The organism is Erwinia sp. BNK-24-b, from assembly GCF_047456155.1.
GTDB classification, from domain to species: Bacteria; Pseudomonadota; Gammaproteobacteria; order Enterobacterales; family Enterobacteriaceae; genus Erwinia; species Erwinia phyllosphaerae.
This window is the reverse complement of record NZ_CP179901.1, coordinates 4,469,338-4,492,032: the sequence shown is the minus strand read 5'-3', so window position 1 is coordinate 4,492,032 and position 22,695 is coordinate 4,469,338. Positions and strand designations below refer to the sequence as shown.

Here is a 22,695-nt window from a genome sequence, read left to right as displayed (position 1 = left end):
ATGAAACGATGACGAGAAAATTACCCTGGTTTACCGCTTTATTAATGGGTGCTATGCCGCTGGCGCATGCGGTGCCGCAGCCGATAATCCATCTGGACGCGCCTGCCGACGCCGGGCTTTCCACGCCTGCTACACCGATGGCTTCATCGGCTATGCCGGTCGCTGAAAATCCTGTGCCTGCCGCATCGGCTATGCCGGTTGTTGCCGAGGATGCTGCCTCTGCCGCATCGGCTATGCCGGTTGCCGTCGAGGATGCTGCATCTGCCGCATCGGCTATGCCAGTTGCCGTCGAGGATGCTGCATCTGCCGCATCGGCTATGCCGGTGGCCGTCGAGGATTCTGCATCTGCCGCATCGGCTATGCCGGTGGCTACCGGAGAGTCTGCGCCTGCCGCATCTTCCACGTCCGCTACTACCGAAGATTCTGCATCTGCCGCACCTGTTAATATTGCTCCTGCTGCGCCGGTTCGCGACGTGACGCAAACCTTCGCGCAGATTGCGCCGCCGCCAGGCGTGTTCAACCTGACGGGAACGCGCACTCAGGGCCAGATTGAATTTGGCGTGCGCAGTGACGAAGTGGTGACCAAAGCGGTGCTAAATTTGAGCTACCGCCCTTCGCCTTCGCTGCTGCCTTCCCTCTCGCATCTGAAAGTCTATCTGAACGATGAGATGATTGGCCTGGTGCCAGTTACTCAAGAGCAACTGGGCAAGTCCAACCAGATCCAGCTGCCGCTCGACCCACGTTTTATCGGCGACTTTAACCGCATCCGTCTGGAGCTGGTCGGCCACTATACCAACCTGTGTGAAAACCCGGCTAACAGCACTATCTGGATGGATATCGGCAAAGACAGCTCGCTGGCGCTGACGCTACAAAAGCTGCCGGTACAGGACGACCTCTCTCACTTCCCGGAACCGTTTTTCGATACCCGCGATAATCGTCCACTGGTCCTGCCGATGGTGTTCGCCGACTCGCCCGATCTGGGACAGCAGAAAGCCGCCGCCGTGCTGGCTTCATGGTTTGGCACTAAAGCAGACTGGCGCGGTCAGTCCTTCCCGGTGCTTTATAACAAGCTGCCGGATCAGCAGCATGCCGTGGTGTTTGCCACCAACGATAAACGCCCGGACTTTTTAAAAGCGATGCCGCCGGTAGACAAGCCGACTATCGCCATCGTCAATCAGCCGCAGAATCCTTATGAGAAAATGCTGCTGGTTTTAGGCCGTGATGATAACGATTTGCTGAAAGCGGTACAGGGCATTGCCCAGGGCGACGTACTGCTGCGCGGCCAAAGCGCGACGGTAGATGAAGTTAAAGAGCTGGCGCCTCGCAAACTGTATGACGCCCCAAACTGGGTACGTACCGACAGACCGACCACCTTTGGCGAACTACAGCAATATGCCAATCAGCTACAAAGCGATGGGTTACAGCCGAACCCGATCGCGGTGACGCTGAAACTGCCGCCGGATCTTTTCCTCGTCCGCGCGCGCGGCATCGATATGAAGATTAACTATCGCTACACCACGCCGCTTCAGGACGATGGCTCAAGGCTGGCGGTTAATCTGAATAACCAGTTTGTGCAGGATTACCCGCTGCCGGGCAAAAAGGATAACGGCAAGCAGCTGCTGCGTATCCCACTGATTCAGGGACTTACCGACGGCAGTACACAGCTGACTATTCCGGCGCTGCGTCTGGGAGTCGTTAACCAGCTGCGTTTCGACTTTGATTACGCCAGTATCTTTATCGGTGGCACTTATAACAATGCCACCAACGAAGGACGCTGCGAAACCGTCAGTGCGGTGCCAAACCATGTGGTGATTGACGACAATTCCACAATCGATTTCTCCGGCTATCGTCACTATATGGAAATGCCGTCGCTGCGCGCCTTTGCTAATGCGGGCTTCCCGTTCAGCCGCAACGCCGATCTGGCGCAGACGCTGGTGCTGGTTAACAGCCATCCTGAAGCGGACAAGGTCAGCGCGCTGCTGAACGCGTTGGGCAACATTTCCGCGCAAACCGGTTATCCGGCGCTGAAAGTGCAAATGACCGACGACTGGAGCAAAGCCAAAGGGCAGGATGACGATCTGCTGATGATTGGCGAAATTCCGCAGGAGCTAAAGGACGACAGCAAAATCAACCTGCTGGTAGAGGCGACGAAAAGCCAGGTTAACAAGCCTAACCGCCAGAACGATTTCTCTACCCAGCCTTTGTCGAATGACGACATGCATGCAGAAAGCCAGACCGCCATTAGTTCGGCAGGCCCGATGGCGGCAATCGTCAGCTTTAAATCGCCTTTCTTTGACCAGCGCAGCGTCGTAGCGCTGTTAGCCGACAGTCCGCGTGCATGGCAGTTGCTGAACGGCGCGCTGATCGACAGCGGTAAACGCGCGGCGATTTTTGGTTCAGCATCGATTATCCGTGAATCCGGCGTAAACAGCCTGCGCGTGGGCGATACCTGGTACGTCGGCCATTTGCCATGGTGGGAACGCGTCTGGAACACGCTGGCAACGCATCCGGTACTGCTGGCGCTGTTTGCCGCCGTCGTCGTGATTCTGTTCGCGCTGCTGTTGTGGCGTTTAATGCGCAGCATAAGCCGCCGCCGTTTGGGCGATGAGGACGATCTATAGTGAACTCGCGTTGGATAATGCCAGCGTTGCTGCTGCCGCTGGGCTGCATGTCGGCCCAGGCGGCGGAAGTTTCGCCCCTTGACTGGCTGCTGCAACAGGTGCGGGTCGGTGAAGCGAGCAACAAGTTCGATCTGGTGAGCCAGTCGCTTTATCGCCTGGAGAAGATTGCGCCGGACAACCCGCAGGTACTGGCGGCGCAGATCCGGCAGGATCTGCGCATGGGGCAGCAGGATCGGGCGCGGGAGAGGCTGGCGAGGCTGAAAAAGATCGCGCCGGACTCGCCAGCGACTCGCCAGGCGGAAGCAAACCTGCTGCTGATCACCGACGAAGGCCGACAGCAGCTGCAACAGGCAAGGCTGCTGTCCGCTTCCGGACATCTGCCGGAGGCGCGCGCGGCCTGGGACAAGCTTTTTCACGGCGTTTTTCCTTCCAGCGACCTGGCGCTGGAATACTGGCGGCTGGTGGCGCGTCTGCCTGACCAACAGGGGCAGGCTCTGACGCAGTTACAGGCACTGGATCGCGATGCGCCGGGCAATATTAATGTCGAAATGGCCATTGCGCAGATGCAGCTAAGCCAGGACAACCGCGCGGCGGCGATTAAGCAGCTGCAGGAAGTGGCTAACGAACCGGCTGGTCGCGACCAGGCCGCGGAGCTATGGCTAAGCGACATCAAATCACAGCCGGTTACGCCGCAAACCGTGGCGCAGCTGCAAACCTATCTGGCTACTTTTACCAGCGACAAACCGCAGGCCGACGGCCAGCTTGAGCTGGCACGGCAGCAGAAAATGTTGGCCGATCCCGCTTATCAACAGCGGCTTCGTGGGCTGGCATTGATTGATAAAGGTGAAAGCAATGCGGCCATTCCGGCGCTGCGCGTGGCCCTGCAGGCCAGCCCGAACGATCCGGCGCTGCTTGGCGCGATGGGCCAGGCACTGGCGCGCGCCAACAATCGCGAAGAGGCAGACGGCTATTTTCAGCGTGCCATCGCGGCAGACGCTGAAGGGACAGATATCGGCAAATGGAAAAGCCTGTTGCAGTCTAACCGCTACTGGCTGGCTATCGCCGCAGGTGATAAGGCATTAGCTGCGGGCGACATTCGCGGGGCGACGCGTAGCTATCAGCAGGCACAAAGCCTGGACAGTACCGACGGCTATGCGCTAATCGGTCTGGGCGACGTGGCGCTGGCGCAAAAAAATGCGCAGGCGGCGGAAGGACTTTTCCGTCGGGCGCGGCAACTCGATCCCGGCAACACCACGGCGGTGCAGCGGCTGGTTAACCTTTACCAGCAGCAGTCGCCAGAGAAAGCGCTGGCCTTTATCAACGGGCTACCGGCTGCGCAAAAACGTTCGCTCGGTACAACGCTCGCCAGCCTGCGCAGCAGTACGCTAAGCGCGGAAGGCGATAAGCAGGCGGCGACAGGACGCTGGGCGCAGGCGGCGGAACTCTATCGCCAGGCGCAGCAGGGCGCGCCGGATGATATCTGGCTGAACTACCGGCTGGCTGGCGCGCTACGCCAGGCGGACCAGCGGCAGGAAGCAGACCGGCAGATGGCCGCGATGGCACAGCGGCAGCCGGGCGTGCCGACGCAGGTTTATGCCTATGCGCTGTATCTTTCCGGCAGCGATCGCGCCAGTGACGCGTTGCGGCAGCTGCATGCGTTGCCTGCGGATAAATGGGATCAAAACATCAAAGATCTCAACAGCCGCCTGGAAACGGATACGGTAGTGGCCCGCGCCGGACAGCTTCGCGCCAGCGGGCAGGAGAGCCAGGCCGTGGCGTTACTCAATCAGCTTCCGCCTTCCAGCCGTATTACGCTGACCGAAGCGGACTGGGCACTGGAGCGAGGCGACGCGCAGCAGGCGCTGGCACGCTATCGTGAAGTCAGCGCAAAAGAGCCGCAAAACAACGACGCCCGCCTGGGGGAAATCGAAGCGCTGGTAGCGTTAAAAGATTTGCCGGCCGCGAAGGCACGGCTACAGGCATTGCCCGCAACCGTGGCGGAAGAGAGCGTTAATACCGGCCGCCGCGTGGCCAATGCGGCGCAAAGCGTTGGCGATGCCGATCGTGCCGCCATGCTGTATGGCTTGCTCAAACCAAAGGCGGCCAAAGAGATGCCTTCGCAAAGCAGCGCGCTGGTATTCCGCGACGCGGCTCGCCTGGAGGCCGCACAAAACCAGCCTGCCGCCGCGCAGTATGACTATCGCCAGGCGATGGTCGCCAGCGGCATTACGGCTACGCCGCCGCAAAGCACGGAAGATTACACGCGGCTAACGCGTAACAATGAGCAGGACGACTGGCTGAAACGCGGCATCCGCAGCGAAGCGGCCGACCTGGCGCGTCAGCAGGACACGACGCTAACGCTGGCAGAAGATTACGCCAGGAATAAAGGCACCGGCGGCGTCTCTGATTTTACCGCGCATACCACTATGGTGCAGGCGGAAACGCCGCTGGCGCAGGGCAAGGGCTGGCTGCGGCTGGATAACGTAGATCTGTCGGCAGGCACTTTTTCGCCGAACAGCCTTGGCAATATCAACGAAACCTTCGGCACCTGCGCTAACGGCGACGCAACCTGTAACCGCGATTTCCGCCAGCATCAGAACGGCACCAGCGTTGGCATTGGCTACAACAGTGATAAATGGTCAGCGGATATCGGTACCACGCCGCTGGGCTTTGAGGTGACTAACTGGGTCGGCGGCTTTACCTGGAACACCAGCGTAAAAGATCTTGGTGTCTCTCTGACCGCTTCACGCCGTCCGATTTCCAGTTCGCTGCTGGCCTATGCTGGCGCGCGCGATCCCAATACCGCCAGCGGTAAAACCTGGGGCGGCGTGGTCGCGACCGGCGGCGCGGTTGGCCTGAGCTATGACAAAGGCGGCCCGCACGGCGTCTGGGCCGACATCAGCGCGCACCAGATTACCGGCGAGAACGTCAAGGATAACTCCCGCGAGCGGCTGATGGTGGGCTACTACTATAAGCTGCTTAACGAAAACAACCGTCGGGCGACTATCGGCCTGAACGGCATGCTGTGGCACTACGCGCGTGATTTAAGCGATTATTCGCTGGGCCAGGGGGGTTACTACAGTCCGCAAACCTATAACTCGCTGTCTGTTCCCTTAACCTGGCGTCAGCGCACGGACAACTGGTCTTTCGATCTGGGCGGCTCCGTTTCCTGGTCCCATTCCCGCACTAGCGGCGAGCCGCGCTATCCGTTGAGCTTCGGCACGCTGACCAGCGATAACCCATCAAGTAGTAGCAGCAGCAGCAGCGGTTTTGGCTATACGCTACAGGCGGCGGTGGAACGCAGGCTGAGCGCACACTGGACGCTGGGGCTGGGTATGGATATCCAGCAGGCGAAAGATTATACGCCAAGCCACGGCATGATTTATCTGCGTTACTCGATGGCCGGTTGGGAAGGGGATTTAGATATGCCGCTTCAGCCGCTAACGCCTTATGCAGACTTTAAGTAGCGTTTTGCGTCGTTCTTGCGGGAATTTTCCCTCGGAAAAGGCTTAATCGCTCGCCAGCCGAAAAGGGATACCTTAACAAGCGCCTCTCATAGGATATACTCAGGGCTGTTTTTGCCGCCGTCCCCGGCGGCATTCAGCTTTGCGGAGAACAGGCTTGCGCGTTAGTCGTTCATTAACGATAAAACAGATGGCGACGGTATCGGGCGTTGCGGTAGTCACCATTTCTGTCTTTATCGTCATTCAACTTTTTCATTTTGTGCAGCAGCGCAGGATTGACTATGCCCAGCAGATGGAAAACGTCGCGCATACCGTGCGTCAACCGCTGTCGCAGGCGGTACTCAAGGCGGACATCGGCCAGGCCGAACGCATTCTGAATTCGCTTAAGCCCGCCGGGATCCTGGCGCGTGCCGACGTCGTTCTGCCGGGTGGTTTACAGGCGCTGCACGCTGACTTTGCCCCAACAAAACCGGTGCCAAAGCTGATTGCTAAAATCTTCGAGCTGCCCGTGCAGATCACCGTGCCGCTCTATTCGGTAGAGCCTTCCAATCCCAAACCGCTGGCGCTGCTGGTATTGCAGGCGGATTCATGGCGCGTTTACCAGTTTATTCTTAGCGCGCTCTCTACCATGGTCACCACCTATCTGCTGCTGGCGCTGATCCTGTCAGTCGCTATCAGCTGGTGTATCAACCGGCTGATCGTCCGGCCGCTGCGCAGGATCGCGGTTGAGCTGCGCGACCTGCCGCCGCAGGCAACCATTGCTCATCAGCTGAAGCTGCCCGACCGCCATCGCGACGATGAGCTGGGTATGATGATCCGCAGCTATAACCATAACCAGCAGATTATCGAAACGGTCCATGACGAAATGAGCCGTCTGACTACGCGCTTTGCGTTAACCAACCTGCCCAACCAAACGCTGTTTCTGGCGCTGCTGGAGCAGCATTTAAACGCCGTTGCGGAAAAAGATATTTTTACGCTGCTGGTACTGCGTATTGAAACCCTACAGGAAGCCAACGGCGTCGTGACGGACGAGCAGCGTGACGTGCTGGCGCTGGCGCTGCTGGATAAAATTCGCAACTGTATCGACAGCCAGACGGTTATCGGCCAGCTGTCCGACAGCGACTTTGTGCTGTTAATGAAGCGAGCCAGCACGCCCGAACGCGCGATGCGCATGGCGCGTTTGTTGCAGATACGCCTGACCCAGGCGGTAGCGCTACAGCAGATGCAGGTGCGGCCCACTATCAGCATTGGCATGGCGGCACGTGAAGATAGCCATCTTAACGCACAGGATCTCTTAAACCGCGCCGCTTCGGCGATGATGTCGGCGCGCCTGGAAGGCAAAAACCAGATTCTGTTTTTCAATCCGTTGATGACTGAACGAGCCCACAGACGGCTGACGCAGGAGCACGATATTCTGCAAGGTTTGAGCGACGGTCAGTTTGCGCTGTTTTTACAGCCGCAGATTGATATGCGCAGCGGCCAGCCCGTCGGAGCAGAAGCGCTGCTGCGGATGCGTCAGCCGGACGGAAGCTGGAGCCTGCCGGAAGATTTGATTGTTAACGCAGAAGAGTCTGGCGTGATCACCGCGCTGGGACGCTGGGTCTTTGAGGAAGCCTGCCGCGTGCTGGCTGACTGGCAAAAGCGCGGAATTACCCTGCCGCTCAGCGTCAATATTTCTGCCGTACAGCTGCGCGAGGCGGATCGGGTGGCGCATCTGCGCGAGCTGATCCAGCAGTATCAAATCAAGCCGGGCAGCCTGATGCTGGAAATTACCGAAACGGCGCAGCCGGGAGAACCGGAGCTGGTGCTGCGGCTGCTGAACGACTTACAGCAGGCGGGCGTTTCCGTGGCGCTGGATGATTTCGGCATGGGCTACGCTAACCTGAACTGGCTAAGCCAGTTTAAGTCACTGCCGGTCAGCAAGCTGAAGATGGATCGCAGTTTTGTCTGCATCCTGCCGGAAGACGATACGATGGTGCGCATCGTTGCGGCTATCGCGGATATCATCAAGCTGGACGTGATTGCTGAAGGGGTAGAAACCTGCGATCAGCGCGACTGGCTGCTGGCACGGGGTATTCAAATCGGCCAGGGCTATCTCTACTCTGAAGCGCTGCCGGTTGCGCAGTTCGAGCAGCGCTATTTTTGACGGCGTGCGTATCAGGCAAGCGTCAGACGCGTAACAAAGGAACCCCGCTGGCTACTCTACGGCCAGGCAGGCAGCGGAAACCGGGCCTGTTTATATTACGGAACGAGGTAAACCCGCGCGCGTATGCTTACTTTGCATGAGCCGTCACGCGTTGATAACCGGCGTCAGGTAAACCTGCGCGCGTATGCTTACTTTTGCAGAGTATAAAAGGCTGACCGGCTCGCGTCGTAATATTCAGGACGCGCCTGCCATGCCGGGTGTGGCGGATATCGAATTCGAACCAGAGCGCGATAACGTCATTTTCAGACCTCTGGCATCAGACTGCTCAGCCCCCGGGCGTGGCCTGATAACCGTTAACGCTGCTTTTTCACTCTGTCTCTTCGCCCCGCTTTGGACATGTTTTGCTAGCTGAAGTGATTCAGCTCATAAAATTACATGTCCGATCTGGCTATATGTGTCAATTTATATCAATCCGGTTAACGTAGTGTTATTTTTGGCCTGTAGCCCATTATAACTATAGCAATGTCGCCTTCCCCAGGTGTTAACGGATACTTTATGAAAACTTCCCTGTTCAAAAGCCTTTATTTTCAGGTGCTAACCGCGATCGCTCTCGGTGTAGTACTGGGCCATTTTTATCCAGAGTTAGGCGCACAGATGAAACCGCTGGGCGATGCTTTTGTTAAGCTGATTAAAATGATTATCGCGCCGGTCATCTTCTGTACGGTAGTGACAGGGATTGCCGGCATGGAGAGTATGAAAGCCGTTGGCCGTACCGGTGCGGTAGCGCTGCTTTATTTCGAAGTAGTCAGTACTATTGCGCTGATTATCGGTCTGGTGGTGGTTAACGTGCTGCAGCCGGGCGCGGGAATGAATGTCGATCCCGCCACGCTGGACGCGAAGGCCGTTGCCGTTTATGCGCAGCAGGCCGAGCAGCAGGGCATCGTCGCTTTTCTGCTGGATATTATTCCCGGCAGCGTGATTGGCGCTTTTGCCAGCGGTAATATTTTACAGGTGCTGCTGTTCGCCATCCTGTTTGGCTTCGCGCTGCACCGTATGGGCGATAAAGGCACGCTGGTGTTTAACTTTATCGACAGCTTTTCGAAGGTCATTTTCGGCATTATCAATATGATCATGCGCCTGGCACCGATCGGGGCTTTTGGCGCAATGGCCTTTACGATTGGTAAATATGGCGTCGGTTCGCTGGTACAGCTCGGCCAGCTGATTATCTGCTTCTATATCACCTGCGTCCTGTTTGTGGTGGTGGTGCTGGGGCTGATTGCCCGCATCACGGGCTTTAATATCTTCAAATTTATCGCCTATATCAAAGAAGAATTGCTGATCGTACTGGGTACTTCTTCGTCAGAATCGGCGCTGCCGCGCATGCTCGACAAGATGGAAAAGCTGGGCTGTAAGAAGTCGGTGGTCGGACTGGTTATCCCGACTGGTTATTCATTCAACCTCGACGGCACCTCTATTTATCTGACGATGGCAGCCGTATTTATCGCCCAGGCAACCAATGCGCATATGGATATTGTGCATCAGATTACGCTGCTGGTGGTGCTGCTGCTGTCGTCAAAAGGCGCGGCTGGCGTAACGGGAAGCGGCTTTATCGTGCTGGCCGCCACGCTGTCCGCCGTCGGGCATTTGCCGGTGGCGGGCCTGGCGCTGATTTTAGGTATCGATCGCTTTATGTCCGAAGCGCGCGCGCTGACTAACCTGGTCGGCAACGGCGTGGCAACGGTATTCGTGGCGAAGTGGGTCGATCAGCTGGATAAGAAACAGCTAAATGAGACGCTTAATGCCTCGAAAAAGGCGAAAAATCTGTCAGAAACCCATCGCTAAGCCGCCAACGGCGTAAATATTCCCCCTGAATGCCCATCGCGACTTGCCCTCGCGACGGGCATTTGCATAATAACCCCCATTGTTTGAACATTTTTTACTTTTCGCTGGGACATCCCCGCCGACGCGTGGTCTAACAAACTGTCCGTTGGCCTCCTGAGTTATCCTTCATCCTGATAGCCGCAGGCCGTAGATCGCCAGTGATTTTTTTGGTTTGTGATTGAGTAGGGGTTCACATGCAGGGCACCAGAATTCGTCTTTTAATCGGTGGGATAGTGCTGGCCTTCGCCAGCAGTACGGTGCAGGCGGAAACACTCCAACCCGATCCTGCCTGGCAGCAGGGAAAACTGGATAATGGTTTTCGCTGGCAGGTGTTAACAACGCCGCAACGCCCCAGTGACCGCATTGAAGTTCGCCTGATGGTCGATGCCGGATCGCTGGTAGAGAATACTCAACAGGCTGGCTACAGCCATCTTTTGCCTCGCCTGGCGCTGGTACACAATGCCAGGCTGGATACGGCGCAGCAGCGCTCGCTGTGGCAGCAAAGCATCAACCCGGATCGGCCGCAGCCGCCGGCAGTGACCTCTTATGACTTTACGCTCTATTCCCTCAGCCTGCCGAATAACCGTCCTGAAGTGCTGAAAGAAGCGATGAACTGGCTGGCGGCGACCATTGGCGATATGACGGTCAATGAGCAAACGGTCAATACCGCGCTAAATGCGGACGATCCCATTGCCACCTGGCCCGCCAGTCCGCAGGATCCGTGGTGGCGCTACCGTCTGAAAGGGTCGGCGCTGCTGGGACACGATCCCGCCTCGCCGGTTAGCGTGCCTGTTGATATGGCAAAGCTGAACGAATTTTATAAGCAGTGGTACACGCCGGATGCCATGACGCTGTTTGTGGTGGGCAACGTTGAAAGCCGTAGCCTTGCTGAGCAGATCAACAAGACGTTTTCCCCGTTACAGGGAAAACGGCAGACGCCTGCGCCAGTGCCAACGCTTTCGCCTTTACCGCAGCAGCCCGTTAACCTGGTTAACAGCAATCTGAGTCAGGATCGCCTGTCGCTGGTCTGGGATAATCCCTGGCAGCCAATCCGCGATTCGCAAAGTTTGTTACGTTACTGGCAGAGCGACCTGGCACGCGAAGCGCTGTTCTGGCACGTGCAGCGCGTGTTAAGCGACAATAAAGCGCAGAAAGTTCAGGTGGGATTCGATTGCCGGGTGCTTTACCAGCGTGCGCAGTGCGCCATTAATATGGATGCTAATAACGATTCGTTAAACAGTAACCTGAGCCTGGTCGCACACGAAATGGCCAATATTCGCGATAACGGCCTGCCGCAGGAAGAATTCGACGCGCTGATGGCGCAGAAAACCGCCGAGCTGAATAAACTCTTTGCTACCTACGCGCGTACCAACACAGACGTGCTGATGAGCCAGCGTCTGCGTTCACAGCAGAACGCGGTCGTCGATATTGCGCCAGAACAATATCAGAAACTGCGGCAAAAATTCCTTTCAGAGCTGACGCTGCAAATGATGAATCAGGAGCTGCGCCAACAGCTGTCGCAGCCGCTGACCATGATGCTGATGCAGCCGCAGGGTGAAGCAGAAACCAACGTGCAGACGCTTTATGACAGCTGGGATAAGGTGATGAAACCTGCCACGGAAGCGACGCCTGCCGTAATTGACGAAACCAAACCTGAAGTGTCAGATATTCCCGCTTCGCAAAACTAGTGGCCAGTCGGGCAGGTTTTTACGCCTGCCCGACAGCTTAACGAAAAGGTTATGCGCCTGTTGCTAAGACGAAAAGCGCGCCGCTCGTGTTACCATTTGCGCGCGCGTAACCATTCGTTGACCAGCATCGGCCAGCTGGCGAGCGGCAGATCGGCGACGTTGCGGATGCCAAAGCCGTGACCGCCTTTCTCATAGAAGTGCAGCTCGCTGGGGACGCCATGTTCCCGCAGCGCGCTGAACATCATCATGCTGTTGTTAATGGGCACTGACTCATCGTTTACCGCATGAATTAACAGCGTTTGCGGCGTCTGCTCCGTAACGCGGGTTTCCAGCGAATAAGCATCGATTTCGCGCTGGGTTGGGCATTCGCCCAGCAGTCGCAGCCGCGAACCGGCGTGCGCCAGACCTTCACGCATGCTGATGACCGGATAAAGCAGTACCAGAGCATCCGGTTTGGCGGCGAGAGAATCGGCGATATCCTGCACGGGATAAAGTTTTTCGGCAAAGCGCGTTCCTGCGCTGGCCGCTACGTAACCGCCAGCGGAGAAGCCCATCATCACGATGCGCTTACCGTTCAGACCGCGTGCAGCGCGGTGGCGCAGAACACGTACGGCGCGCTGGGCATCCGCCAGCGGTGCATCGGCCGCTTCATGGTGGCCGTCCTGAGGAAAACGATAGGTCATCACCGCCAGCGTGTAGCCCATAGCGGTAAAAAACATCGCCAGCGCGCTGCCTTCTTTATCGATCATAATGCGTTCAAAACCGCCGCCGGGCGCAACCAGCAGCGTAACGCCGTTAGACGTTTCCGGATACCAGAAAGCGAGTTCCGGGCAGCGTACGCCGGAAGCGGCGCGGTCGAAAGGCTCATACTCTTTTGCCAGATCGACAATTTGTGGACGGACGCGAGAATCACTGGCGCCAGGAGCGTCGCCTTGAGGCCAGATATTAATTATTTCGGTGTTCATAAGCGCTCCTGAGCAACATTTTATAAAAGTATAGGTAAGCCTGAAAAAATATCAGGTTTTATCTTTTTGTAAGAATACAGGATCGCCGATTTATAAACGTAACGTCCAGAGTTTAAAATGGATTTAAAGGATTTCAGAATTTTGCCACTATTATAATTATGTTTGTATCTTCGCACTGAGAGCTTTAATTTTACTTTAAGCTGTTTATTTGATTGTTTTAAAATAAGTCCTCATGTTGTTATCTGTCTGATTTCTTTAACAGTAAAGGGAAAGATATTCATCTGTCTTGAGGCTTTCTCTTAATGCAAATTAAGTGCATTGATTAGGTTTTTATTTTACATAGCGCTTAAAGTTTTTTTGCACAGATTTATATTCTGCCTTTAGGCAAATTTATCGAAGTCAATCACGACACCGCGCATTGTAAATAGACTGGTTGAACGCCTCTGCTTTTATAATTTCCTCCGGCTGGAGCAGCTAATGGTCGGCTTTTCCTGCCTTTCTCACACTTTTATGTAAGCCACCCTCATGGAACCATTAATTTTTTCGAGCAGTGCTGGGCAATCCAGTTTTGCCTGTTCGTTATTAACGTCGCCTGTTGTAGAGTCCGGACTTGTTCAGGGAGGAAGTTGATTACTCACGGCACTATGCCAAATTTTTCTGGGTCAGGGTTGATGAAAAAGAAAAATAGTGTACCGACGCCGCACGATGCCGCTTTCAAACAGTTTTTAACCACGACGGCTACGGCCAGGGATTTTATCCTGCTGCATCTGCCTGCCGACCTGCGGGCGCTCTGCGATTTGAACACGCTCAGGCTAATGTCAGGCAGCTTTATTGAGGACGATCTGCGTCCTTACTACAGCGATGTGCTTTATAGCCTGAAGACGTCAGCAGGCGAAGGCTATATCCATGTGTTGATTGAACATCAGAGCAGCCCGGACAAGCAGATGGCGTTCAGGCTTATGCGCTATGCGATTGCCGCTATGCAGCGCCATCTTGATGCCGGCCACACAAAACTGCCGCTGGTGATCCCCGTGCTGTTTTATGCCGGAAAACGCAGGCCTTATCCTTACTCAACCAACTGGTTAGAAAATTTTTCGCGCCCCGATCTGGCGAAACAGGTATACAGCCGCGATTTTCCCCTGGTTGATGTGACCGCTATTCCCGATGACGAGATTATGCAGCATCGCAGTATGGCCGCGCTGACGCTGCTGCAAAAGCATATTCACCAGCGCGATCTGGCCGAATTAACCGACAGGCTGGCAACTTTGCTGCTGGCTGGTCATCTGACAAAAGAGCAGGTAGTATCGCTGGTAAACTATATCGTCCAAGCCGGCGAAACGGCAGACGCCGCCGCCTTAATACGCCAACTTGTGCAAAAAGTACCGCAACATGGAGAGAAGCTGATGACTATTGCAGAACAACTGGAACAAACAGGCATAAAAAAAGGCATAGAAAAAGGCATTCTGCTGGGTGCCCAGCGTGGTCGCGAGGAAGAAGCGGCCAGAATCGCTGCCCGGATGCTGGAAGAGGGGTTGAACTTTGCCATCGTGCAACAGATCACAGGGATTTCAGCAGAAAAGCTCACGCAAATCGCGCATTAATCTGCCTTAAAAAACCGCAGCGCTCTGACGGTGCTGCGGCTTGCCTGAAGGTTCACCAGGCCGGATGAAATAACTGCTGCTGAAAGTTAATCAGGCATGGCGAGAAGAGAAACAGTTGCCTGTGAAAGTTAATCAGGCATGGCAGAAAGAGGAATAATTGCGCCGCGATGCTGAATAACCGTGCTGGCCGTCAGGTGGCCTCGTCTGGCGGCTTCCTGCACGTTGCCGCCGCCAAGGCGAACGGCCAGATAACCCGCGCTAAAAGAGTCACCGGCTGCGGTCGTGTCCACAATGCGGTTGGGCGGTAAACGCATAGCAGGAACTTCAATTACCGGCTGGTCGGCCAGCGATACCAGGCAGGATTCCGCGCCGCGTTTGATAACCACTTCCGCTACGCCCGCCGCATGCGTTCTGGCAATCACCTTATCCACGGGGTTTTCTCCCCACAGCAGCTGTTCGTCGTCCAGCGTCAGAAAAGCAATATCCGTACAGGCCAGCATGGCGGCATAAGCAGCCTGCGCATCCGTTATAGAAGGCCAGAGGCGTGGACGATAGTTATTGTCGAATATGATTTTGCCGCCGTTACGGCGACAGGCAACCAGCAGTGCCATGAGCTTATCCCGACCCGATGGCGTCAGGATTGCCAGACTGATGCCGCTCAGGTAGAGATAGTCAAAATGGGCCAGCTGCTGGCAGATTTCATCTGCCCTGTCGCTTTCCAGCCAGTAGCGCGCGGCAGCGTCATTGCGCCAGTAGTAAAATGTACGTTCGCCCTGCGCGTCGGTTTCTATGACATACAGACCCGGTAATTTGTTTTCCATTTGCTGGATCAGCGATGTATGGATATTTTCCTGCTGCCAGGCCGCGATCATTTCATCGCTGAAGCTATCCGTACCCAGGGCGGTCACGTAATTTACCGACAGGCTGCTGTTCTGCCGCGCAAGGTATACTGCCGTATTCAGCGTGTCGCCGCCAAAACCCCGGTTCAGTCCGTTTTCTTTCTGAGAAAGTTCAATCATACATTCGCCAATAACGGCGATATTTATTCTGTTCATGATTATCCGCTCGCTACGTTTTGACCCCAGTTTCGCTGTGCCGTCAGCCGCAGTCAATGTTTTTAAAACACTGTTTTAATTTTGTAGAGGTGACGCCAGCAACAGAGCCCGTGGTAAAGAACGTTTTAAAGTTATGCAGCCGCATGCCGATAACCCATGCAGAGACCTTATCCAACGCGGTCCCCCATTGAATTAAGGATTTCAACATGGTGCTGAAGAACATCAGACACCGGCTTTCTCCTTCAATTGTCGTGAAACAGCAGCAAGAGGAGCATTCTTACTGGCGAGAGTGCCAGCGCACCTATACGTTTCAGCCTATCTACCGGGTAACCGGCAGCCTGATGGCAATTGAGTTGCTCACTGCGGTTTTTCATCCTGCCGCGCCGGGCCAAAGATTATCGCCGGAGTCCTATTTTGCTGCGCTTGATACCACGGAGCGGATGCTGATTATTCGTGAACAGCTGGAGCTGTTGGAAACGTGGAAAACAAAATTTATCGATAGCGACGTCGTCGCCTCGGTCAATATTGATGGACCGACGCTTCAGGCTGTACAACACAACCCGGCGGTACGCCAGCTAATCGCCCGTTCTCCGTGGGTACGTTTTGAGCTGGTGGAACATCATGTCTTACCGCAGGAAGAGCTGGTTGCACAGATGCCGGAATTGGGGCCGCTGTGGCTGGACGATTTCGGTTCGGGTCTGGCTAATTTTTCAGCGCTTTCCGAGCTTAAGTACGATTACATTAAGCTGGCGCGCGAGCTGTTTATCCTGTTAAGGAAATCGGAAGAAGGCCGCAGCCTGTTTAATATGCTGCTGGCATTGATCAATCGCTACTGCAAAGGCGTCATCGTGGAAGGCGTGGAAACGCTTGAAGAGTGGACCCAGGTGCAGAACTCTTTTGCCTGCGCAGCTCAGGGCTACTATTTTGCCAGGCCTTTGCCTTTTGATCAGCTGGAGGCACTGCCGTTGACGCTGGCGTGATCCCCTTTTCCTTCCCCTCGTCTATCTTTACAGAAGACGAAGCGAGTAAGGAGATAACAAGTGTCGCGCACGGGAAAAGTAATTAGTTGGATTATCGGGGTTTTTTTGTTGCTGATCGTGGCATTAGTCATCATTATCGCCACATTTAACTGGAATCGCCTCAAGCCGACTATTAATCAGAAAGTTTCAGCGGAGCTGAATCGTCCTTTTGCCATTCGTGGCGATCTGGGCGTTGCCTGGGAACGTAACCGCGACGAGCCGGGCTGGCGCAGCTGGGTACCGTGGCCGCATGTGCATGCTGAAGATATTATGCTGGGGAATCCTCCGGCTATTGCCGATGTCACGATGGTACATCTGCAGCGCGTGGATGCGACCCTGTCGCCGCTGGCGCTGCTGCATAAAGAAGTTTTTTTACCGTGGATCAAACTACAGCAGCCGAACGCGCGCCTGATTCAAACTGCCGAAGGTAAAAACAACTGGACGTTCGATCTGGCTGCCAGCGATAACGCTGCGGCAAACCAGCAGCCTTCGGCCTGGAGCTTTCGCCTTGATAACGTCCTCTTCGACCAGGGCAAAATTGGCTATCGCGACGCCATCAATAAAGCGGATGTACAGGTTACGGTCGATCCGCTGGGCAAACCGGTTCCCTATGAGCAGGTTGCTGGCGGCAAGGATAAAGCGGGGCAGAAAGGCGCGTCCGATTTTGTCTTTGGCTGGAAAGCCGTGGGCACTTACAACGGCGAGAAGCTAACCGGAGACGGTAAAATTGGCGGCATGCTGTCGCTGCGTAGTAAAACCAATCCTTTCCCTGTTCAGGCGGACGTACATAACGGCACGACCCGGGTGCAGGTGGCCGGTAGTTTACAGGATCCTATGAACCTGGGCGGGCTGGATATCCGGCTGCGCTTTTCCGGCGATACGCTGGCCAATCTGTACGGTCTGACCGGTATCCTGCTGCCGGATACACCTCCCTACGAAACCGATGGGCACCTGATTGCGCGCTTTCAGCAGAAAGGCGGCCCGGTTTTCCACTATAACGATTTTAACGGGCATATTGGCGACAGCGATATTCGCGGCTCACTAACCTACAGTCAGAGCAAACCGCGTCCGAAGCTGGAAGGTTCGCTGGAATCCCGGCAGCTGCGTATGGCCGATCTTGGGCCGCTGATTGGCGTTAATTCCGGCAAGGGCAGCGCAAAAACGGCGAAAGCGAAGTCGGAAAGAGGCGATTCGGCCAGCCAGCCTGCCGACCGCGTCCTGCCGCACGATAAGTTTGATACCAAAAGCTGGGACGTGATGGATGCCGACGTGAAGTTTAGCGGCAAACGTATCGAACACAGTGATTCTTTACCTGTCAGCGATCTTTATACGCATCTGGTACTGAAAAACGGTGATTTGCTGCTCGATCCGCTACGTTTTGGTGTAGCTGGCGGCAACCTTAACTCTACTATTCATATGGAAGGCGACCATACGCCTATGCGCGCTCGGGCCGATCTTCATGCACGTAATCTCAAGCTTAAACAGCTTTTCCCTGGCGTGCAGTCGATGCAAAGCAGCATGGGGCAGATCAACGGCGACGCCACGCTAAGCGGAACAGGGAATTCCGTTGCCGATATTCTGGCAACCAGCAACGGTAGCCTGAAGTTGTTAATGAACGACGGCGTGATTAGCCGCAACCTGATGGAAATCGTTGGGCTTAACGTCGGTAACTATGTAGTCGGCAAGCTGTTTGGTGACGACGAGGTGCGTATCAACTGTGCGGCCGCCGATTTAAATATCGAAAACGGGCTGGCTTCAACCAAACTCTTCGTGTTCGATACGGAAAACGCGGTAATCAACATCAGCGGAACCACCAACTTTGCTAATGAGCGTATGGATCTGTCGATCGATCCTGACAGCAAAGGTATGCGAATCGTCACGTTGCGTTCGCCGCTTTATGTGAAAGGCACATTTAAAAATCCGGATGCAGGCGTAAAAGCCGGGCCGTTGATTGCTCGTGGCGTTGCCGCGGCCGCGCTGGGAACGGTAGTTGCACCTGCCGCCGCGCTGCTGGCGCTGATTTCACCCAGCGACAATGAAAAAAATGAGTGCGTTAACGTACTGCGGGAAATGAAAAAGTAAAAATGAGGCAGGCACTTTACTGCTGACGTAAAAATCCGGCCATCGTGCCGGATTTTTTTTGCATCGCTTAACGCTACGTTCCTGAAAGGAAGGCAAGCAATCCCCAACAAAGGCAAGGTTACTTGCAAAATTGCAGTGTGCAAGTAAAACCCGCCGCTTCCTTTTTCCGAAAAGAAAAGCGGATGATAACGATCCTGACCATTATCAGGCTGGTCGTCGAAATCATCGTCGCAGTGATGCGAGTGATTACGAGAAAAAATAGTCGGTAAAACGTAATTAAGGCGCTCCGGTTACCAGCCAGTGCGCCTTTAATATTTTTGCGCTATCAGTCGAACAGCGATTCGTGTTGGGTTTCCCGGCTGGCAAGCAGAGCAAACAGCGTCAGGCAAGCCATTGCCGCAAGGTAAACGCCAACGTAAAACAGCCCGTAGGTATGTGCCAGCCAGGCCGCGATATAGGGCGCAACGGAAGCCCCAAGAATCGACGACAGATTATAAGAGAACGACGCGCCGGTATAGCGGACCTCGGTTGGAAACAGCTCCGGCAGCAGCGCGCCCATAGGGCCAAAGGTCAGTCCCATCACGCTTAGTCCGCACAGCAGAAACGCCATCACCAGCAGCTCATTACCGGATCCGAGCATGAAAGGGAAAACCAGCGCAAAAACGATAATCATCAGCGTAATAACTATCATAGTCTTACGACGGCCGAAGCGATCCGCCAGCAGCCCGGCAATCGGCACCATAACGCCAAAGCCCAGCACCGCCAGCATCAGCATCCACAGCATGGTATTACGTGGGAATCCAAGGCCGTCTGGTGCAGGCGCGGTGCCATAACTCATTGAGTAAACGGTCATGATGTAAAACAGCGTATAGGTTGCCAGCATGATGAACGTCCCCAGAATGGTGGCTTTCAGATGCTTTGACAGCAGCGTGCCGATAGGCACTTTTACCTGTTTCTTCTCTTTTTTTACCTTCGCGAAAACCGGCGATTCGTTCAGTGAAACACGAACGTACAGGCCAATCAGCACCAGCACCGCAGAGAGAATAAAAGGCACGCGCCAGCCCCACTGCATAAACTGCTCGTCGGTCAGCAGCCAGGAAAGCAGCAGAAAAGTCCCGTTAGCGAAAAAGAAACCGATGGGTGCGCCAAGCTGCGGGAAGGAGCCATAAAGCGCGCGTTTTTTTGCCGGTGCATTTTCGGTAGCCAGCAGCGCCGCGCCGCCCCATTCACCACCCAGTCCCAGCCCCTGGCCAAAACGCGCCAGCGCAAGCAGCATCGGGGCAAAAACGCCGATAGTGCTATATCCCGGCAGCAGGCCAATGACTACGGTAGAGATTCCCATCGTCAGCAGCGAAGCCACCAGCGTGACTTTGCGGCCAGCGCGATCGCCAAAATGGCCAAACAGCGCCGAGCCGATCGGCCGCGCAACGAAGGCGATGGCAAAAGTGGCCAGCGACTGTAGGGTGGCAACGGTGGCGTCTCCCTGTGGAAAGAAAATATGCGGAAAAACGATCACTGCCGCAGTGGCGTAGATATAGAAATCAAAAAATTCGATAGCGGTGCCGACCAGCGAAGCGACCAGCACTTTACCGCGTGAATTTACGGGCTGGGTATCGTTGTCGGCGTCGAGCGTTGGTGCGATGGAGGCTTGCATAATTGTTTCTTATTTGTAATACGTGAAAAATAATCTTACGCATTGGATCCCGCACGTTCAATGCCGAAAAGCCAGCAGCGGCGTGCCCTGGCGCCGGAAAAGAGGATCGTTCGTGAGATGTCGTCATTGCTGGCTGATAGCGAGGGGAAAAGGGCTTTTTATGGCAATATTCACTAAGAAAGGGCTAATAAAAAGTATCGTCTCAGGTAAAAATGCCTGGTTTTGTCTGTTATTTGCGCAGGGTGCCAGATTTTACGCTATCCATATCGCTTTTTCCCAGTTGCCAGAAGCGATTACCCATCATCGCAGTGCAGACTAAATCATCCTTAAATCAAGACGTTTTTCCTGACGCCATGTAACCTTTCCGTGATCGAAAACAGCCCGCAACAGGCAACGGTAATTAAACTTGTTCTGTTTACGTTTCCTGAATGCAAGGTGTCGTCCGGATGCTATCAATAAGTCCTCGTGCGCTAACGCGCTATTTACCTTTGTTGCTTGTCAGGCGATGGCGTGACGGCTACGGGTGGGTGAGCACAAAAATCAATCGCTATGCGGCTACTACTGCGATCGTTATGCTGGCCGCAGGGGCCGTTACCTGGTTTGGCTATCAGCAGTTAACCGGCGGTTTTGTGGCTCAGGAAGAGGAAGGCTATCTGCTGATTAGCGTTCAGCTCCCGGATAGCGCGGTCTTACCCATCACGCAGCAGGTGATGGAGCAGATGTACAAGGTCATCAATAAGAATCCGGCGTTCGAAGACGTGATGAAAATAGGTGATTATGGCCGCTAAACAACATGCGAAGGCTAATTGCTATCTTTCTAGCATCGGCGGCCTGGGACAGAGATAAGATTGCGCCGGAGAAACGCCGGAGAAACGCCGGAGAAATGCCGGAGAAACGCCAGAGAAATAAAAACCGGCGCTGCTCCGACGACGGGCTTATTGCAGCGTCTGATCAACGCGCTGCCGCATCCACGGCCAGAAAGGGTTGGAAGACTGGCGCATCAGCATATCCAGACTGACCATCAGCACCGAACGTTCGCCGCGTGGCGTCAGCATGCCAAAGCTAACGCCAAATTCACCAGGATGCTCAGGCTGGCGGCCATAGAGCGAATCATCAGGCGGAAAGGGCAGCGCAACGTGTGAAAGGGAATAAACGTCTGGCGGATAGCTTAGTCCCAGCGGCACGCTGGTGGTGATAGTCGAACCTGAAGGCGTGGTTTGCGCGACGGCGGCGCTGCTACCTGGGGTGGCATCCGTCACCAGCGTGACCCTGTAGTTGCGGGGCGGGGGCGGCAACAGATTGTCCGCCGCGTGCAGAGCCCCGGGACGCATTAGTGGAGAAAGACGCACGGATTTGTTGACGTCAAACAGCACCAGTTCGCTGCCGTTAGCAGGCAGTAAATTATAGAGTCCACGCACGACTGCGGGCGTGCTGACCGTCGCGTCGGCCACCGACTGGAACGTCAGCACCGGCGGTAACTTATTGAGTAAATGACTATCCTGTTCCCGATGCAGCTGGCTTTGTAATGCGCGGGTTAATAGCCACGACTGGCGAGCGGCTTTTACCGGAAAGGAGTTGTATTTAAAGGGATTAAACTCCGGCAAAATACTTAGCCACGCCGATTGTGCAAACGCAGGCAGCAGCGAGGGCAGCCCGGCCAGTCCTGCATAACGGGCATAGCTGCTGACGCCGATCATCGGCGAAATCAAAATCAGGCGACCGGGCGCAGGCAGTGCCGGGTCTTCCAGCGCATCCAGCGCATATTTCATCGCCAGCGCGCCGCCATTGGAAAAGCCCATGATTTGCAGCGGTGCGCCAGCAGGAATGCGTCGATGCGCTTCACGTACGGCCAGTCTTGTCGCCGCCATCCAGTCTTCCCATTCCGTCTGCGTCAGCGCGGCGGGTACGGTGCCGTGACCCGGCAAGCGTATTGCCACCACCACATAACCTTTTTGCTGATAGTCGACGGCAAAATGGCGCAGGCTATAGGGCGAATCCGTCAGGCCGTGCAGCAGGACAACCGCACCGCGTGGTTTTCCTTTTGGCAGAAGCTGATAAGAACGGTTCCAGTCGGTAGCAAAATGGCCCGGATAGACCGGACTGTTCTCCGCGTAGCGGTTGTAGGTTTCCCCGCTGCTGTCCTGAATTTTGTCGCTGACGTTGCGCTTCATCTGCACGAAAATTTGCTGTTCGTTTTGCAGATAACCAGCCCAGTCGGTGTTATCCATCTCGCTGTCGCTAAGCTCATCGGGCAGCCACGTATGCCACAGCTGAAGTGCCGGCCCACGTTCGGTCATGGCAACACGCAGCGTTAGCAATACCAGCAAGACTATCGTCAACAGTATCGCTATGCGCCGCAGCCAAAATCTGGTGCGTTGTAACATGATCAATCCTTTCCGGCCCGGTTCGCTGAGAGTATAGAGTGGATCAGGCAGTTAGCATTAAACGACATTATTTCGCGTCCGTTCGTCGACAAGCGCGCTAAATACAAAACGTTGAGAAACGGTTTAGGATGAAAA

The 22,695-nt window shown here is 55.2% G+C and carries 14 protein-coding genes; 10 read left to right on the top strand and 4 right to left on the bottom strand.

Annotated features, from left to right (window positions below; genetic code table 11):
- Nucleotides 1–275: 275 nt before the first annotated feature.
- The 5 genes from bcsB to ACMGGR_RS20650 all read left to right on the top strand — a co-directional run bounded on the left by bcsB (nt 276) and on the right by ACMGGR_RS20650 (nt 11,800).
- Complete coding sequence (gene bcsB / locus ACMGGR_RS20670; RefSeq protein ID WP_414149011.1) at nt 276–2,621, top strand: cellulose biosynthesis cyclic di-GMP-binding regulatory protein BcsB; 2,346 nt, start codon at nt 276–278, stop codon at nt 2,619–2,621.
- 17 nt (nt 2,622–2,638) lie between these two features.
- Nucleotides 2,639–6,088, top strand: a complete 3,450-nt coding sequence (gene bcsC / locus ACMGGR_RS20665; RefSeq protein WP_414149010.1) for a cellulose synthase complex outer membrane protein BcsC — start codon at nt 2,639–2,641, stop codon at nt 6,086–6,088.
- 154 nt (nt 6,089–6,242) lie between these two features.
- Nucleotides 6,243–8,231: a biofilm formation regulator HmsP gene (hmsP, locus tag ACMGGR_RS20660; RefSeq protein ID WP_414147756.1), complete on the top strand. Its 1,989-nt coding sequence runs from the start codon at nt 6,243–6,245 to the stop codon at nt 8,229–8,231.
- A gap of 555 nt (nt 8,232–8,786) precedes the next feature.
- On the top strand, nt 8,787–10,073 hold the full coding sequence (locus ACMGGR_RS20655; protein WP_246760215.1) for a dicarboxylate/amino acid:cation symporter: 1,287 nt from the start codon (nt 8,787–8,789) through the stop codon (nt 10,071–10,073).
- 233 nt (nt 10,074–10,306) lie between these two features.
- On the top strand, nt 10,307–11,800 hold the full coding sequence (locus ACMGGR_RS20650) for a M16 family metallopeptidase (protein ID WP_246760214.1): 1,494 nt from the start codon (nt 10,307–10,309) through the stop codon (nt 11,798–11,800).
- An 89-nt stretch (nt 11,801–11,889) separates the two neighbouring features.
- Here the strand turns inward: ACMGGR_RS20650 and ACMGGR_RS20645 are convergent, their stop codons facing one another.
- On the bottom strand, nt 11,890–12,765 hold the full coding sequence (locus ACMGGR_RS20645) for an alpha/beta hydrolase (protein WP_246760213.1): 876 nt from the start codon (nt 12,763–12,765) through the stop codon (nt 11,890–11,892).
- 671 nt (nt 12,766–13,436) lie between these two features.
- Between ACMGGR_RS20645 and ACMGGR_RS20640 the strand changes: the two genes are divergently transcribed.
- Nucleotides 13,437–14,366 carry an Rpn family recombination-promoting nuclease/putative transposase gene (locus ACMGGR_RS20640; protein WP_246760212.1) on the top strand — a complete coding sequence of 310 codons (930 nt, stop codon included), beginning with the start codon at nt 13,437–13,439 and terminating at the stop codon, nt 14,364–14,366.
- Between the two features lie 128 nt (nt 14,367–14,494).
- Here the strand turns inward: ACMGGR_RS20640 and ACMGGR_RS20635 are convergent, their stop codons facing one another.
- Nucleotides 14,495–15,421: a sugar kinase gene (locus tag ACMGGR_RS20635; RefSeq protein ID WP_246760211.1), complete on the bottom strand. Its 927-nt coding sequence runs from the start codon at nt 15,419–15,421 to the stop codon at nt 14,495–14,497.
- A 206-nt stretch (nt 15,422–15,627) separates the two neighbouring features.
- On the opposite strand from ACMGGR_RS20635, the gene pdeH reads away from it, so the two are divergent.
- On the top strand, nt 15,628–16,401 hold the full coding sequence (pdeH, locus tag ACMGGR_RS20630; protein WP_246760210.1) for a cyclic-guanylate-specific phosphodiesterase: 774 nt from the start codon (nt 15,628–15,630) through the stop codon (nt 16,399–16,401).
- A gap of 60 nt (nt 16,402–16,461) precedes the next feature.
- The gene (locus tag ACMGGR_RS20625; protein ID WP_246760209.1) at nt 16,462–18,522 is read left to right on the top strand and encodes an AsmA family protein; all 2,061 of its coding nucleotides are present in this window, start codon (nt 16,462–16,464) and stop codon (nt 18,520–18,522) included.
- Between the two features lie 325 nt (nt 18,523–18,847).
- Here ACMGGR_RS20625 and ACMGGR_RS20620 read toward each other — a convergent pair whose 3' ends face one another.
- Nucleotides 18,848–20,176 (bottom strand): MFS transporter, encoded by a 1,329-nt coding sequence (locus ACMGGR_RS20620; protein WP_246760208.1) that lies wholly within the window; start codon nt 20,174–20,176, stop codon nt 18,848–18,850.
- Nucleotides 20,177–20,336: 160 nt separating this feature from the next.
- On the opposite strand from ACMGGR_RS20620, the gene ACMGGR_RS20615 reads away from it, so the two are divergent.
- Together ACMGGR_RS20615 and ACMGGR_RS20610 are read left to right on the top strand one after the other, a co-directional pair.
- Nucleotides 20,337–20,495, top strand: coding sequence for a hypothetical protein (locus tag ACMGGR_RS20615; RefSeq protein ID WP_246760207.1), 159 nt, complete (start codon nt 20,337–20,339; stop codon nt 20,493–20,495).
- Nucleotides 20,496–20,604: 109 nt separating this feature from the next.
- Nucleotides 20,605–20,964, top strand: a complete 360-nt coding sequence (locus ACMGGR_RS20610; RefSeq protein ID WP_414147755.1) for an efflux RND transporter permease subunit — start codon at nt 20,605–20,607, stop codon at nt 20,962–20,964.
- Between the two features lie 147 nt (nt 20,965–21,111).
- On the opposite strand, the gene ACMGGR_RS20605 is transcribed toward ACMGGR_RS20610, so the two are convergent.
- Nucleotides 21,112–22,560: an alpha/beta hydrolase gene (locus tag ACMGGR_RS20605; RefSeq protein ID WP_246760205.1), complete on the bottom strand. Its 1,449-nt coding sequence runs from the start codon at nt 22,558–22,560 to the stop codon at nt 21,112–21,114.
- Nucleotides 22,561–22,695: the final 135 nt, after the last annotated feature.

Excerpts from the sequence above, each read along its gene's own strand:
- ACMGGR_RS20640 (WP_246760212.1), top strand. The coding sequence starts at position 13,437 with ATGAAAAAGAAAAATAGTGTACCGACGCCGCACGATGCCGCTTTCAAA.
- ACMGGR_RS20650 (WP_246760214.1), top strand. The coding sequence starts at position 10,307 with ATGCAGGGCACCAGAATTCGTCTTTTAATCGGTGGGATAGTGCTGGCC.
- bcsB (WP_414149011.1), top strand. The coding sequence starts at position 276 with ATGCCAGTTGCCGTCGAGGATGCTGCATCTGCCGCATCGGCTATGCCG.
- ACMGGR_RS20605 (WP_246760205.1), bottom strand. The coding sequence starts at position 22,560 with ATGTTACAACGCACCAGATTTTGGCTGCGGCGCATAGCGATACTGTTG.
- ACMGGR_RS20620 (WP_246760208.1), bottom strand. The coding sequence starts at position 20,176 with ATGCAAGCCTCCATCGCACCAACGCTCGACGCCGACAACGATACCCAG.
- ACMGGR_RS20645 (WP_246760213.1), bottom strand. The coding sequence starts at position 12,765 with ATGAACACCGAAATAATTAATATCTGGCCTCAAGGCGACGCTCCTGGC.
- pdeH (WP_246760210.1), top strand. The coding sequence starts at position 15,628 with ATGGTGCTGAAGAACATCAGACACCGGCTTTCTCCTTCAATTGTCGTG.
- ACMGGR_RS20615 (WP_246760207.1), top strand. The coding sequence starts at position 20,337 with ATGGCAATATTCACTAAGAAAGGGCTAATAAAAAGTATCGTCTCAGGT.
- bcsC (WP_414149010.1), top strand. The coding sequence starts at position 2,639 with ATGCCAGCGTTGCTGCTGCCGCTGGGCTGCATGTCGGCCCAGGCGGCG.
- ACMGGR_RS20655 (WP_246760215.1), top strand. The coding sequence starts at position 8,787 with ATGAAAACTTCCCTGTTCAAAAGCCTTTATTTTCAGGTGCTAACCGCG.
- ACMGGR_RS20635 (WP_246760211.1), bottom strand. The coding sequence starts at position 15,421 with ATGAACAGAATAAATATCGCCGTTATTGGCGAATGTATGATTGAACTT.
- ACMGGR_RS20610 (WP_414147755.1), top strand. The coding sequence starts at position 20,605 with ATGCAAGGTGTCGTCCGGATGCTATCAATAAGTCCTCGTGCGCTAACG.